This window comes from Bradyrhizobium sp. CIAT3101 (genome assembly GCF_029714945.1).
In the GTDB taxonomy this organism is placed as follows: domain Bacteria; phylum Pseudomonadota; class Alphaproteobacteria; order Rhizobiales; family Xanthobacteraceae; genus Bradyrhizobium.
In genome coordinates, this window is the sequence record NZ_CP121634.1 from 4,506,327 (window position 1) to 4,518,927 (window position 12,601).

The following is a 12,601-nucleotide window of genomic DNA, read 5'->3' on the forward strand; positions in this document are numbered from 1 at the left end:
GAAGCCTTACTTCGCAATTTGGCCGAGCTGCTGCAGCAGCGTGAGATTGTCTTCCAGATGCCAGTTCTCGGCGATACGCCCGTTGGCGATGCGGTAGATGTCGGTCGCTATGAAGTCGATCGCTTCGCCGTTGCCCTGGGCTTCCCTAAAGCGCCCCGTGAAGTGCCCGCGGAAGTGCAAATGAGTGACCACGTGATCTCCGGCCACGATCATCTGCTCGATCTCGCAGGTGAGATCGGGAATGGCTGTGCGGACGAACTTCGAAGCGGCAAGGGGACCTGCAACCCCCTGGGCCCGTCCGGGCGGCAAGGTGCGGTCCATGAAATCGGGCGCGAGCGCGTCGGTCGCGAATTGCTCTTCGCCGGTATTCCAGAACGAGTCATAGCGCCGGGCCGCGAGGATTTGCGCTTCGCGCCGCGCCTCGGGCAGACTCGCATCGACGACGAGCTGCCTCGGTTGCACAAGCTCGGCTGCACGGGCAGGGAGGACGACGGAGGCGGCGATAGCAAAAGCGATCGCTAGGTGGCGCATCCAGGATGCAGTCATTTCAAGGTGGGCATTCATTGCAATTGTCTCGAAGCCAGTGGTCAGCACACGGCGCGCATACTGCCTCCGAGGTCCTTGAGTGACACCTGAAAATGTCTGCAACCGATTGAGTATCCGTGCGAATGTGAAATCTGGCCCGCCGATGGAAGTCGGCCGCGCGGGTTGCTATTGTGATTGCACGGACGTTGACGATCGTGCGATCCAGACGCACGGGAAACGCCACGAATCGTCGTAACAGGGAGTTGATCATGGACGCATCGTCCAAGACGGGACACCAACCCGGCCGCGGCCGGATCTATGACTCGATCGTCGAGGCTTTTGGCGATACGCCGATCGTGCGTCTGCGCCGGCTGCCGGGTATGCACGGCGTCAATGCGACCATTCTGGCCAAGCTCGAATATTTCAATCCGGCGGCGAGCGTGAAGGACCGCATCGGCGCGGCCATGATCATCGCCATGGAAAAGGCCGGCATCATCAAGCCCGACACCGTGCTGATCGAGCCGACCTCCGGCAATACCGGGATCGCGCTCGCCTTCGTCGCCGCCTCGCGCGGCTACAGGTTGAAGCTGGTGATGCCGGAGTCCATGTCGATCGAGCGACGCAAGATGCTGGCCTTCCTCGGTGCCGAGCTGGTGCTGACGCCGGCCGGGCAAGGCATGAAGGGCGCGATCGCGGCGGCCGAAGAACTTCTGAAGACGACGCCGAACTCGGTGATGCCGCAGCAGTTCAAGAACCTCGCCAATCCCGAGGTGCACCGTCGCACCACCGCGGAGGAGATCTGGAACGACACCGCCGGCAATATCGATTTCTTCGTCGCCGGCGTCGGCACCGGTGGCACCATCACAGGTGTCGGTCAGGTCCTGAAGCCGCGCAAGCCGTCCTTGCGCGTGGTCGCAGTCGAGCCCGAGGAGAGCCCGGTGCTGTCAGGCGGCCAGCACACGCCGCATAAGATCCAGGGTATCGGCGCGGGCTTCGTGCCTGATATTCTCGACCGCTCCGTCATCGACGAAATCGTCAAAATCAACTCGACTGCCGCGATCGAGACCTCGCGCGCGTTGGCGCGGCATGAGGGGATCCCGGGCGGCATCTCGTCCGGTGCCGCGATTGCGGCTGCGCTCCAGATCGGCAAGCGGCCAGAAGCTGCGGGAAAAACCATCCTGGCTATAGTGCCGTCCTTCTCGGAGCGGTATCTTTCGACGGCTTTGTTTGAAGGAATCTGAGAGATGGCGGATCAACCGAGACGGCCGCGCACGTTGGGCGATGCGCGGTCGGAGGCCGAGGCGGCGTTCAAGAAGGTGACGGCCAAGGTCGCCGCGGCGCCGCCGAAGGTGAACGTGACGCCGGGAATCAAGGAGCAGGTCACGCTGCGGATCGACCAGGACGTGCTGGAGTTCTTCCAGGAGGGCGGTCCCGGCTGGCAGGACCGCATCAACGAAGCGCTCCGCAAGGCCGCGGGAAAGTAGGCATCCGGCCGCGGACGGGAGCCGGCGGCGAGATCAGAGCACCTGTGACAGGAAGCGCTGCGTGCGCTCATCCTTGGCCGCCGTGAACAAGATGTCCGGCGGCCCGTGCTCGACGATCACGCCGCGGTCAGTGAAGTAGACGTGGTCGGCGACTTCGCGCGCGAAGTTCATTTCGTGGGTGACGAGGATGCAGGTCATCCCGTCCTCGGCCAGTTCCCGGATGGTGACCAGAACCTCCTTGACCGTTTCCGGGTCGAGTGCGGCGGTCACTTCGTCGAACAGCATGATGTCCGGCCGCATCGCCAGTGAGCGGGCAATCGCCACGCGCTGCTGCTGTCCACCTGAGAGTTCACCGGGATAGCTGTCCTCCTTGCCTGCGAGCCGCACCTTGGCGAGCAGCGCCCGGGCGCGCGCTTCGACCTCGTCGCGCTTCTGGCGGAGAACATGGATCGGCGCCATCATCACGTTCTGAAGCGCCGTCTTGTGCGGGAAGAGATTATACTGCTGAAAGACCATCCCGACCTTGCGGCGAAGCGCCAGCTTGTCGAGCCGGGGATCAGTGACCTCGATGCCTTCGATTTGAATGCTGCCCGAGGTGATCGGCTGAAGCGCATTGATACAGCGGATCAGCGTGGACTTGCCGGATCCCGAAGGCCCGATGATGCAGATCACCTCGCCCTTTTTGACCGAGAGGCTGATGCCCTTCAGGACCTCGAGCGCGCCGAATGATTTTCTGACGTCAACGCATTGAACGATGGGCTGATCCGGAGTCCAGCTCGTGGCCATGCTCTTCTCCTCAGCGCACGCGGAACCGACGCTCGAGACGAGCCGTCCAGAGGTTGATCGGATAACAATAGAGAAAGAAGCACAGCAGCGCGAAACCGTAGAGCGGCGCGAACAGTTCCGGCCTGCCGCCCTCGGCTGCGTGCACCTGCGCCGTCAGCGTCAACATTTCCGAGACACCCACGATCGATGCGAGGACCGTCGACATCGCGACGAGCGCATAGACATTCATCCAGGGCGGTAGCATTCGCTTGATGCATTGCGGCAGCATGATCAGCCACATCGTCTGGCGCCGTGTGAACGAAAGCGATTCCGCGGCCTCCCATTGCGTCGACGGAATGGAGCGGACGGCGCCGCGCACGACTTCGGCGACATTCGCCATGACGGGCAGGGCGAAGCCGACCGTCGCCTTGATCCAGTCCGGCAAGGGGATGGTCGTCTTGAACAGGGTGATCTGGAACGGCACCAGAAACATCACGAAGAATAGCAGCACCAGCCAGGGCGCGTTGCGGAAGAACTGGGTGAGGAGCCAGCTCACGGCGGCGAGGGGACGGAACTCCGACAACAGCCCCAGACCCAGGCCAAGCCCGGCGATGGTCCCCAGCAACATGGCCAGCAGCGAGATCAGGATGTTGAACGCAAATCCCCGCAAGAGCAGGGGGGACCATTTCAGGATGACCTGGAGCGGCGACAGCATGGTCGGTCCGCTCTGCGCCCACGCGGTGGATGCGGCCATGATGGCGCAGAAACAGAGGATCGCTGCCGACAGCGGGCTGATCCGAAACGAAAATCGCGTCGGCGTGAGGCGATACGGCAGAAGGATAGCAAGCCGGTGCCCGGGCTCGTCGCTCGTCATCGTGCATATCCGGGAATGCGCATCGCCCGCTCCCAGCGATGCATCAACCAGACGAGAATGCCGACAAGAATGCCGTAGGTCGCCAGCAGGACGACCATCATCTCGAAGACGTTCTGCGATTCCGACCAGATCTGCTTGACCGCGTACAGCGTTTCGGGAACCGCGATCGCGTAGGCCAGCGTGGTCGTCTTGAGCAAATTGACGAGGTTGTTGTTCAGCGCGGGGAGGCAGACGCGAACCGCCAGCGGAAGGACGATGTGAATGTAGGCCTTGAAGCGCGTGTAACCGAGCGCCTCCGCGGCTTCCAATGTCGTCCGCGGCACGGCCTCAATACCGGAACGAAAGATTTCGATATTGAAGGCGGCCGCAAACAGCGACAGCGAAATGATCGCCCACTGGACGTTGCTCAGCAGCGGGACGCGCATGCCCGCGGTTTCGACGGCCGGAAGCATGGTGCCGAGGCCGAAATAGAAGAAGAAAATCTGGACCAGCGGCGGCGTGTTGCGGAACACCACGACGAAAGCATTGACGCCCAGCCGCACCAATCTGGACGGACTGCCCTGCGCCAAGGCGCCGAGACCACCGATGATGAGGCTCAGCAGGATGGTCGTGACGCTGAGAAGCAGCGTCATCTTGAGCCCGGCGAAATAGCGGTCCCAATCGTAGGCGTCGTAGAAGACTGAGAAATTCAGCCCCGTTGTCTCATAGAGGTGCTGAAACCAGTTGCCGATTGCTTGCATGTTGCGCGACACCGAGCTGTTGAGGCGATGCCTCGTATCAGTGCATGGGCTCGACGTGGAGCAGAGCGCCAGACGAATCCGGCGCTGCGCTTCACCGGTCTATTTGTCCTTGAACTGCTCGTGCATGGAGAGCGAATACTCGGTCGGCGTAATGCCCCACTTCTTTTCTGCCGCCACGATGAAGCCGGTCTTCATCCAGTCCTTTGTCGTGTCTTCGAGCATTTTCTGAAGACTGGCGTTGTCGAGCGCGACGGCGATCATCCATGGCGATGGCAGAACGCCCTTGAGCGGGAGGTCGTAGTCCGTCTTCCACTCGTCCTCCAGCAGTTTGCCTTGCAGGAAGGTCTGATCGTAGACATAGCCGATGCAGTTGCCCTGCTTCATGGCGAACAGGGGCTTCTCCGAACCGTCGAACGCAACGATTTCGGGGCCGTAGGATTTGGCGATATCCTTGTTGTACCAGGCGCCCGACGTCGCACAGACGGGTTTCCCCTTGAGGTCGGCCCAGTCCTTGATGCCGGCCTTCTTGTTGAGAAGGATATTCACGTAGTCCGAGTAATACAGCGGCTCGATGGCTTGAACGACGCGGCGGCGTTCCGGCCTGTCCGACATGGTTGCGATCAGAAGATCGATCTTTCCCTGCTGAAGAAACTCGATTCTGTTCGACGCCGCGACAGGAACGAGCTCGAGTTTGACGCCGAGGCGCTTGGCAATGTCGGCGGCAAGATCCGGCTCGATGCCGACGACATTCCCTGCGGGATCGCGGTATCCGAACGGCTTGTAGTCTGCCTTGACGCCGACGTTCAACGTGCCGCGCTGCTTGATGGCATCGACGCCGTCAGCGGCCTGCGCGCTGCCAAGCATCAGCAGCGCTGCTGCGCCTGTCACCATGGAACGGATCAAATTTCTCATCGTATGACGCCTCCAGGATTGAAATCACGACGCGCGTTGCACGTAGCTCTTCGAGAGACAAGGCTCGTGCCAAACCTCACGAAAATCGGGATATAGAGAATGGGGTAAGGTCGATCGCGCTTCGACCGTCGGTCACCATCGCGGCTGCGACGTTGCCGATTCCAGCCGAGTGCTTGAAGCCGTGGCCCGAGCACGCGGAGACGACGAAGACCCTGTCCTGGTCGGGATGCCGGTCGATGATGAAGCCCCGATCGGGCGTCACCGTGTAGAGACAGGCTGCGGCCTGCGCAACGCGTGGCGTGGCGCCCGCGAGCCGGCCCTCGACATGCTTCCGGTACATCTCTGCCGACTCCCTGGGATCGACGGTGCGGTCCATCGTGTCGGCTGTCGTGCTGGTCTCGTATTGCTCGGTCGCGACCTTGAGTCGACGATCGCCGAGCATCGGCGGAAAGCCGTAGAGGTAATCGACGTCGGTCGCGCCATGCATCCAGATGAACACAGGGGCGTTGGCGCGATATGCGTTGGTGTCGTCGAGCTCGTACCAATGCAGCACCTGCCGTTTCACCGAGAGCACGCGGTCAAACGGCGCGCCGAGCAGGTGAGCGTTCCAGGCGCCGGCGGACACCACGACTTGGGCCGCCTCGAATGTGCCGGAGGATGTCTCCACCCGAACGACGGAACCGATCTGCGCGAGCGAGAGAACTTCGACCCCGGTGCGGATCACTGCTCCAAGCTGCTCGGCGCGCGTCAGTTGTGCCTTGATGCAGCGTTCCGGAAAAACGTAGCCCCCGCCGGGCTCGTAATAGGCCTTCTCGTTGCCCTCGAGGTTCAGGAATTGCGGGAAGCGATGCGCCACTTCGCGCCCGTCGATCACCTCATGCGCGATGCCGAAGTCCCGCGCGGCTGCGATCGAGCGTGCGACGAAATCGGGTTTGCCGTGGTGCGACGTCTCGCCGACACCGGGCGCCATGACGATGAGGCCGCACGGGTTCAAAAGCTCGGAGGACGTCTCGGCTTCGAGCTCACGCCAGATCCGGTGGGTATCGAGCACCAGGGGCACGTAATCGCGGCCTTCGCCGACCGCCTGCCGGGTGATGCGGGTTTCGCCGTGGCTGGATCCCATCGTGTGGGGAGGGGCGAAGCGATCGAGACCGATCGCCTTTACCCCTCGCTTGGCCAGTTGATAGAGCGCCGCGCTGCCCATGGCACCGAGGCCGATAACCAGAATATCCGCTTTCTCGTTCATCGATCGGGGACTGCTTAATTGTTAGGACGATCCGAACTCTGCTTTCGAAGGCGGCTCTCCTACAAGGATAATTCATGTAATGAAGTCAATTTGCATGTTAATATGACTTCTGCTTAAGCTATGGATATGACGCCACCCATTCCAGACTTGCGAAGCTTGCAGATTGTCGCTGCCGTCGCGGAGTCCGGCAGCATGCTTCAGGCGTCCCGTCAGTTCGGGATGACGCAATCAGCGGTCTCTCAGGCAGTGCGGCGGGCCGAGGCCTCGATCGGCGTCGCGTTCTTCAACCGCAGCCGGAGGCCGCTGACACTGACGCGGGCGGGCCGCATCCTTGCTGGCCGTGTTCGCGATCTGAATCGTGACTTTGACGACTTGGTCCGTGCACTCCGGGACGCAGCGAAACTGCCTGAACGTGTCGATCTGAGGCTCGGCGTCATCGACTCCTATGCAGCCACGGTCGGCGCACACCTCGTCAAGGAGCTCATGACGGGCGAGGTCGCACTGAGTCTGTCCGTTTGGTCGGGCCTTGCTCACGCGCATGCCGAGGCGCTGGTCCACCGAACGATCGACGCGGCGATCACATGCGATGCGATGGATGACCTGTATGATATCGAGCGCTTCCCATTCTATCGCGAGCCAAATCTGCTCGTGGTGCCGCGCGGATCGGAAGCCGAATTTGCCGATCTTGATTTGCGGGAGATCCTGACCCGGCATCGCCTGGTCCGGTACAGCGAACGCTCCTGGGCAGGCGCTCAGGTCGAGCGCCATCTGAGCCGTTTGGGTATTCGTCCGCCGCGGGCCTTCGAGTTTGACACGTCGGACAGCCTGGTCGCCATGGTGGCCACCGGGATGGGCGTGGCGATCACCACGCCGCTGTGTCTGTTGCAGGGGCTCGCTCACGCTGGTCAAGTCAGCGCTCTCCCTCTGCCGGGTCCCGGATTTTTTCGTGAGCTGCTTCTGGTGACGCGCCGCGGAGATCTCTCGTCACTGGCGCCGCGCATCGCAGAGATGGCGCGCACGAGCATTACGACGCAGGCGATGCCGCGCATCCGGACGCTGGTGCCGTGGTTTACCCAAGACTACTAGCAAGACTATGAGCAATAAAAGCAACAAAAAAGCCCGGCGGTGAGCCGGGCTTTTTGTTCGCGATTCGGTGTCGCCTCAGCGGCGGAACATGCCGCCCATCATGCCGCCGACCACGCCGCCCACGAAGGCCGCGCCGGCGTCGCCGCCTCCGCCACCGCTGTGGCGGGGCGCGGGGGCGCTCTGGGCCTGGGAGGGGGCACGTCGGGCCGGCTTCGCGCTGTCATCGCTCGCGGTCGGCGTCGAGGCGACGATCTCGGAGAGCAGGGCCTTGTGCTGCAGCTTGTTGAGGAAGCCCGTCGACGGATAGCCGCGGGCGGCCTGCCAGCGCTTGAGCACCGTGCGGGTCTCGTCGGTGAACGCACCGGTCACCTTGGTGTCGAAGCCGAGCCCGTTGAGGCGGCGCTGCACGTCGCGGCGCTGACCCTTGTCGAGGCCGATCTGGTCCTCGGTGAGCTGGCTGGCGTCATCGGTGAAGGTTGCGGGATCGACACCGGCATTGAGGTTGCGGGTCGTGGTCGACGGACCGTTCTGGATCGCGGCAAGCCGCGCCAGGGCCAGCGCCTTGAACTGGCCGTTCGGATAGGCCGAGAGGTAGGCGTTGAGCTCTTCCGGCTTGTTGGTTTCCTTCACCGAGCGCCAGTATTCGAGCTCGACACCGTCGGAGCTGCTGCTGGCCGCAGCCGCCGGCATGCTGCTTGAGGCGGTCGGAGCCGCGTTGGCGACCTGCTGGGTCTGCTGCGCCGGGTTGAGATAGACGGCGCCGATCAAATTGGTGTGGCCCCAGGGGAGCTGGCCCTTGTGGGTCTCTTCATTGACCTGGGCACGCACCGAGGTCATCGCTTGCTGGATCTCGACGCCGGGCTTGGTGATGTTGTCGATCAGCGCGCGGGTGAAGGGGCTGTTGTTGCCCTCTTGGCCGTCGAGCGCAGTCTGGCCCGGGCCGGTGGCGAACGCGATCAAGGTGCCTTCGCCGGATTTCATCTCGGCAAGGCCGCTTTGCACGTTGACGCTGCGGGTCGCCGAGTTGGACTTAATCTTGGCGGCGAAGGGATTGTCGCGGCAGGCGTCGAGGAAGACCAGCTTGACCTTGGCGTCGCCCATGGTCTGGTCGAGCGTCAGGTCGATGTTGATGGCGGCCCCCAACTTGACGTCCATCTCCGACTTGATGTCGGCATCGACGGGCAGAAGGTAGTTGCTGCCGCCGACGGCGATGCCGTGACCGGCATAATAGAACACCGCGACATCGGAGCCCTGTGCCTTGCGGCCGAAGTCGAGCAGCTTCTCCGTCATCTGGTCGCGGGAGAGGTTGGAACCTTCGATCACCTCGAAACCGACATTGCGCAGCGTCGCCGCCATCGCTTTGGCGTCGATCGGCGGGTTCGGCAATTGTGCGACGTTCTTGTAGGCGCCGTTGCCGACGACGAAGGCGACGCGGCGGTCGGCCCTGGCGGCGCTGACCGACAGCGCCATGCACATCAGCGAAACGATGATGGTGAGAGTGCGCATCTGAAATCCCCAACAGAATCGAATGACAGGCAGCAACAAATTGGCGTCGAACCTACACGAAAGCGCCCAGCCTCGCGCTAGCAAAACGACGGTTCGCCCAACTCACCCAACCCGTTGCCCTGTGACCGAGTGTGTACGATGGAAGTGTGCCCCTCCAACGTGATCCAAATCACGCTCGACCACTTGGATTAGTCGCCTCAGGCCGTGGGCCGGTTCACTGGGCGCGGGCAGGAACCGGTGCAGCCGGCTTTAAATTCAGGAGGTTGCCGAACAGGATCAGGGCCGCGCCCAGCACGGTCCAGGCGTCGAGCCGCTCTGAATAGAGCAGCCAGCCAGCGGTCGCGGTGAGGGGGACCCGCAGGAAGTCCATGGGAACCACGATGGTGGCGTCCGCGTAGCGCAGCGCGCTGGCGAGACAGTAGTGCGAGAAAGTGCCGCAGACCCCGATGACGAACAGCCAGCCCCACAGCGTCGCCGACGGCCAGGTCCAGACGTAGAGCGTCGGCACGAAGCCCACGACCATCTGCACGATGATCATCCAGAACAGGATCGACAAGGCGCTCTCGGTCCGGGTCAGCGATTTCGCCAGGATCATGGAGATGCTGAACCCGATCGCGGCGCCGAGTGCGATCAACTGGCCCGGATTGATCTCGCCGGTGGCCGGTCGCACGATCATGACGACGCCGACGACGCCGAGCGCGACGGCCGCGATCTTCCAGACAGTCATGCGCTCGGCCAGGAATGTTGCAGCGAGCAGCGCGGTCCAGATCGGCATCGTGAATTCGATCGCGACAACCTGGCCGATCCCGATCAGCATCAGCGCGTAGAACCAGCCGAGCTGCGCAAAATAATGCACGCCGTTGCGGGCGAGGTGCTGCGCCAGGCGTTTGGTCGCGACGGCCTTGAAGCCGCCGGTCCGGTAGATGATCGGCAGGAGTAGCGTGAATCCGATCAGTGACCGCACCTCCATGATCTGGAAGACGTTCAGCTCGCGCGTGGTTTCGCGACCGGCCACCGCCATGACCAGCATCAGGGAGAGCCAGCCGGCCATCCATAGTGCGGCCATCGTTTTTGACGGTGTTGTGCTCATCGGTGTGGGGACAGGAGATTGATCCTGAGGGGAGGGCCGGTATCGGCGACATCACCGCAGTTTGCAACGGCCAAATCTGCCGGTGCAGCGATGCACGGCGACGTGCTAAGCCAAGCACAGAGCAACAAGAAAATCGGGAGATCTCCGCTCATGCGCATCCTGCAGCCGGCCGAATGGAAGAAACCGCGCGGCTTCTCACATGGCGTGGTGGCGGAGGGGCCCGGCCAATGGGTCGTGCTGGCCGGGCAGACCGGCGGCGACGAGGCCGGCAATTACGAGCCCGACATGGCCGCCCAGGTCGCGACCGCGCTGAAGCGGATCATCAAGCTTCTCGCCGAGGCCGGCGCCGGCCCCGAGCACATTGTCCGCCTGACCTGGTATCTGACCAGCCGCAGCGAATATGAGGCCGCAGGCGCCGGCATCGGTGCGGCCTGGAAGGAGACGCTCGGGCGCAATTTCCCACCCTCGACGCTGCTCTATATCGGTGGTCTCGTCGACGATCGTGCCAAGGTCGAGATCGAGGTCACGGCATTCGTGCCGGGCGCATAAAAAAATCGATCCGGCGCCGGGCACCGGATCGATTGTCGTGTCACCGCTCGATCTTATTTCGAGAGTGAAATCTCGGCGCCGCGGAACTGGCTGTCCGCGCGCATCCTGACGTTCTGCTTGTTCCCGGACGTGCGCAGCGAGATGTTGGCATTGAAGCCGGCGGTCGAGGCGACCAGCTCGTAGTTTCCGCCGGCACCCTTGCCCTCGATCGAGCCGCTGATGTTGCGGCTGGTCTCACTCCAGTTGCCGACGACGGCGCCGCCCTCGGCCTTCACGTTGGCGCCGAGGTTGAACTTGTAGGCATCGCTGGCGCAGGTCAGCGACATCTCCATGGTCGGGCCGACCGGGGCGTATCTGGCGCGGCAGCGGATCCGCTCGGTCGAGCCGTCGTCCAGGGTGACGGTACCGGCGCCGCTCCAGCTTCCCGCCAACTGCGCGAACGGGCCGGCCTGAGCCTTGCTCTCCGAGCTGGCAACCGCCGTCACAAACAAAACAGCGGCCGCCATGAGCAGCCGCCGGTTTAGGAGGTTAGTCCCGAATAGCTTATTGGCGCGATGCTTCCCATCGCCCGCTGCACGGTATGCCTGCAGATGCTCCATTCCACTTCCCCGATCCGGCGTTGCCGCTGAGTTGACCGTTGGCATATGCACCATTGATCGAAACTTTCACAAGTCCCCCACTGCCGATGGTGCCGGAAACGTTAGCGCCGGGCGCGGTGATCTTGCCGTCGGCAACCGTCAGCATGGAGCTTGCGGTCGGCTCGCAGGAACCGGTCTTGGTCACGATGGTGACCTGCCAATTGCCATCAAACGGGGTCTGGGCGACCGCCGGGGCGGCGAGAGTGGCGGTAATGACTGAAGCGGCACAGAACGCCGCGATGCGACCAAAACGCATGAATTCCGTCCTCGAATTTGTCTGATATGCTGACGCTTATTCGGGCGAAATGTGACGGAAATTTGGTGCGATGCAAAGCCGAAAATTGTTCCTGTGGAAACAATGGTTTATTTGCGTTTCTGGCTCCAATTTTCGAAGCAGAATCAAGGCGCCTTCACGTTAATCGTTAACGCGAGGAGCGACTCACGAAAGACTCGGTGCCGACGTCGCGAATTGTTCGTCCTGAGCTTTCGACGGCAAGGCCTTGTGAACCTTGGCGTAATCGATCACGTCGGCCAGCAGCTTGAGGCCGAGCGGGGCCAGCGCACGCTCCCAGAGTTCGCGCGCGGTCTCGCCCTTCTTGACGAAGCACCAGTCCTGGGCGGCGATGGCGCCTGCGTCCATACGGTCGGCGAGGTGATAGATCGTGCCGCCGGCAATCGGATCGCCTTCCTTGATGGTCCATTCCACCGCCGCCTTGCCGCGATGACGCGGCAGCAGCGAGGGGTGATAGCCGATCCCGCCGAACTTGCTGGCCGCCAGCGCGTCCTTGCCGATCCGGGCGTGGCTGTGGGCGGTGATGATCAGGTCGGTGTCGGGGGCGATCTCGGAGGCCACCACCAGCTTGGGATTGGCCTGCACCACCACGTCGATGCCGGCGGCCTTGGCGGTCGCGGCGAGGCGGTCATCCGCGTCGGCCACCACCACCCGCACGACCCCAACGCCGTGCTCGCGAAGCATGTTCAGGGTGGTCACGCCGAAATGGCGGGAGCCGACGAGGGTAATGCGCATGGGTGTCTGATCCGTCTCGCAGATGCGTCATCCCCCCGATAACACGTCCGGCCGTCCTGTCACCACCTGCGCGGCGTTTGCGCCGGTTATCAACAATGCGCAGAGCGCGCAGGGGGCGGTGAATTCCGCGATTGCGCAGTCGCCCGCTCAGGTGCTTCC

The 12,601-nt window shown here is 62.9% G+C and carries 15 protein-coding genes; 4 read left to right on the forward strand and 11 right to left on the reverse strand.

The window, feature by feature from the left end; all coding sequences use genetic code 11:
* Positions 1 to 6 precede the first annotated feature (6 nt).
* Complete coding sequence (locus tag QA645_RS21255; protein ID WP_283052841.1) at positions 7 to 564, reverse strand: ester cyclase; 558 nt, start codon at positions 562 to 564, stop codon at positions 7 to 9.
* A gap of 230 nt (positions 565 to 794) precedes the next feature.
* Here QA645_RS21255 and cysK point away from each other — a divergent pair, with 230 nt between their 5' ends.
* On the forward strand, positions 795 to 1,766 hold the full coding sequence (cysK, locus tag QA645_RS21260; RefSeq protein WP_283052843.1) for a cysteine synthase A: 972 nt from the start codon (positions 795 to 797) through the stop codon (positions 1,764 to 1,766).
* A gap of 3 nt (positions 1,767 to 1,769) precedes the next feature.
* Complete coding sequence (locus QA645_RS21265) at positions 1,770 to 2,009, forward strand: BrnA antitoxin family protein (RefSeq protein ID WP_254131618.1); 240 nt, start codon at positions 1,770 to 1,772, stop codon at positions 2,007 to 2,009.
* A 33-nt stretch (positions 2,010 to 2,042) separates the two neighbouring features.
* Here QA645_RS21265 and QA645_RS21270 read toward each other — a convergent pair whose 3' ends face one another.
* The 5 genes from QA645_RS21270 to solA all read right to left on the reverse strand — a co-directional run bounded on the left by QA645_RS21270 (position 2,043) and on the right by solA (position 6,546).
* Positions 2,043 to 2,795 (reverse strand): amino acid ABC transporter ATP-binding protein, encoded by a 753-nt coding sequence (locus QA645_RS21270; RefSeq protein WP_254131617.1) that lies wholly within the window; start codon positions 2,793 to 2,795, stop codon positions 2,043 to 2,045.
* 10 nt (positions 2,796 to 2,805) lie between these two features.
* A complete protein-coding gene (locus tag QA645_RS21275; protein WP_283052853.1) occupies positions 2,806 to 3,648 on the reverse strand; it encodes an amino acid ABC transporter permease in 843 nt (280 codons plus the stop codon).
* Positions 3,645 to 4,388 (reverse strand): amino acid ABC transporter permease, encoded by a 744-nt coding sequence (locus tag QA645_RS21280; protein WP_254131615.1) that lies wholly within the window; start codon positions 4,386 to 4,388, stop codon positions 3,645 to 3,647. Before QA645_RS21280 ends, QA645_RS21275 begins: the two co-directional genes overlap by 4 nt.
* A gap of 99 nt (positions 4,389 to 4,487) precedes the next feature.
* Positions 4,488 to 5,300, reverse strand: a complete 813-nt coding sequence (locus QA645_RS21285) for a transporter substrate-binding domain-containing protein (RefSeq protein ID WP_283052855.1) — start codon at positions 5,298 to 5,300, stop codon at positions 4,488 to 4,490.
* Positions 5,301 to 5,376: 76 nt separating this feature from the next.
* Positions 5,377 to 6,546 (reverse strand): N-methyl-L-tryptophan oxidase, encoded by a 1,170-nt coding sequence (gene solA / locus QA645_RS21290; protein ID WP_283052857.1) that lies wholly within the window; start codon positions 6,544 to 6,546, stop codon positions 5,377 to 5,379.
* 192 nt (positions 6,547 to 6,738) lie between these two features.
* On the opposite strand from solA, the gene QA645_RS21295 reads away from it, so the two are divergent.
* On the forward strand, positions 6,739 to 7,632 hold the full coding sequence (locus tag QA645_RS21295) for a LysR family transcriptional regulator (protein WP_254131612.1): 894 nt from the start codon (positions 6,739 to 6,741) through the stop codon (positions 7,630 to 7,632).
* 75 nt (positions 7,633 to 7,707) lie between these two features.
* On the opposite strand, the gene QA645_RS21300 is transcribed toward QA645_RS21295, so the two are convergent.
* Both QA645_RS21300 and QA645_RS21305 read right to left on the reverse strand, forming a co-directional pair.
* Complete coding sequence (locus QA645_RS21300; RefSeq protein ID WP_283052860.1) at positions 7,708 to 9,138, reverse strand: caspase family protein; 1,431 nt, start codon at positions 9,136 to 9,138, stop codon at positions 7,708 to 7,710.
* A 214-nt stretch (positions 9,139 to 9,352) separates the two neighbouring features.
* Positions 9,353 to 10,228 carry a DMT family transporter gene (locus QA645_RS21305; RefSeq protein WP_283052861.1) on the reverse strand — a complete coding sequence of 292 codons (876 nt, stop codon included), beginning with the start codon at positions 10,226 to 10,228 and terminating at the stop codon, positions 9,353 to 9,355.
* A 150-nt stretch (positions 10,229 to 10,378) separates the two neighbouring features.
* On the opposite strand from QA645_RS21305, the gene QA645_RS21310 reads away from it, so the two are divergent.
* The gene (locus QA645_RS21310; RefSeq protein WP_234685595.1) at positions 10,379 to 10,777 is read left to right on the forward strand and encodes a RidA family protein; all 399 of its coding nucleotides are present in this window, start codon (positions 10,379 to 10,381) and stop codon (positions 10,775 to 10,777) included.
* 53 nt (positions 10,778 to 10,830) lie between these two features.
* Here QA645_RS21310 and QA645_RS21315 read toward each other — a convergent pair whose 3' ends face one another.
* The 3 genes from QA645_RS21315 to QA645_RS21325 all read right to left on the reverse strand — a co-directional run bounded on the left by QA645_RS21315 (position 10,831) and on the right by QA645_RS21325 (position 12,442).
* Positions 10,831 to 11,376 (reverse strand): hypothetical protein, encoded by a 546-nt coding sequence (locus QA645_RS21315; protein WP_254131608.1) that lies wholly within the window; start codon positions 11,374 to 11,376, stop codon positions 10,831 to 10,833.
* Positions 11,321 to 11,671 carry a hypothetical protein gene (locus tag QA645_RS21320; protein WP_254131607.1) on the reverse strand — a complete coding sequence of 117 codons (351 nt, stop codon included), beginning with the start codon at positions 11,669 to 11,671 and terminating at the stop codon, positions 11,321 to 11,323. Before QA645_RS21320 ends, QA645_RS21315 begins: the two co-directional genes overlap by 56 nt.
* Positions 11,672 to 11,854: 183 nt before the next feature.
* The gene (locus QA645_RS21325; RefSeq protein ID WP_254131606.1) at positions 11,855 to 12,442 is read right to left on the reverse strand and encodes a formyltransferase family protein; all 588 of its coding nucleotides are present in this window, start codon (positions 12,440 to 12,442) and stop codon (positions 11,855 to 11,857) included.
* Positions 12,443 to 12,601 lie beyond the last annotated feature (159 nt).

Bases quoted from the DNA above. Each gene is read 5' to 3' on its own strand.
- QA645_RS21255 (WP_283052841.1), bottom strand. From the start codon at position 564: ATGAATGCCCACCTTGAAATGACTGCATCCTGGATGCGCCACCTAGCG.
- cysK (WP_283052843.1), top strand. From the start codon at position 795: ATGGACGCATCGTCCAAGACGGGACACCAACCCGGCCGCGGCCGGATC.
- QA645_RS21265 (WP_254131618.1), top strand. From the start codon at position 1,770: ATGGCGGATCAACCGAGACGGCCGCGCACGTTGGGCGATGCGCGGTCG.
- QA645_RS21270 (WP_254131617.1), bottom strand. From the start codon at position 2,795: ATGGCCACGAGCTGGACTCCGGATCAGCCCATCGTTCAATGCGTTGAC.
- QA645_RS21275 (WP_283052853.1), bottom strand. From the start codon at position 3,648: ATGACGAGCGACGAGCCCGGGCACCGGCTTGCTATCCTTCTGCCGTAT.
- QA645_RS21280 (WP_254131615.1), bottom strand. From the start codon at position 4,388: ATGCAAGCAATCGGCAACTGGTTTCAGCACCTCTATGAGACAACGGGG.
- QA645_RS21285 (WP_283052855.1), bottom strand. From the start codon at position 5,300: ATGAGAAATTTGATCCGTTCCATGGTGACAGGCGCAGCAGCGCTGCTG.
- solA (WP_283052857.1), bottom strand. From the start codon at position 6,546: ATGAACGAGAAAGCGGATATTCTGGTTATCGGCCTCGGTGCCATGGGC.
- QA645_RS21295 (WP_254131612.1), top strand. From the start codon at position 6,739: ATGCTTCAGGCGTCCCGTCAGTTCGGGATGACGCAATCAGCGGTCTCT.
- QA645_RS21300 (WP_283052860.1), bottom strand. From the start codon at position 9,138: ATGCGCACTCTCACCATCATCGTTTCGCTGATGTGCATGGCGCTGTCG.
- QA645_RS21305 (WP_283052861.1), bottom strand. From the start codon at position 10,228: ATGAGCACAACACCGTCAAAAACGATGGCCGCACTATGGATGGCCGGC.
- QA645_RS21310 (WP_234685595.1), top strand. From the start codon at position 10,379: ATGCGCATCCTGCAGCCGGCCGAATGGAAGAAACCGCGCGGCTTCTCA.
- QA645_RS21315 (WP_254131608.1), bottom strand. From the start codon at position 11,376: ATGGAGCATCTGCAGGCATACCGTGCAGCGGGCGATGGGAAGCATCGC.
- QA645_RS21320 (WP_254131607.1), bottom strand. From the start codon at position 11,671: ATGCGTTTTGGTCGCATCGCGGCGTTCTGTGCCGCTTCAGTCATTACC.
- QA645_RS21325 (WP_254131606.1), bottom strand. From the start codon at position 12,442: ATGCGCATTACCCTCGTCGGCTCCCGCCATTTCGGCGTGACCACCCTG.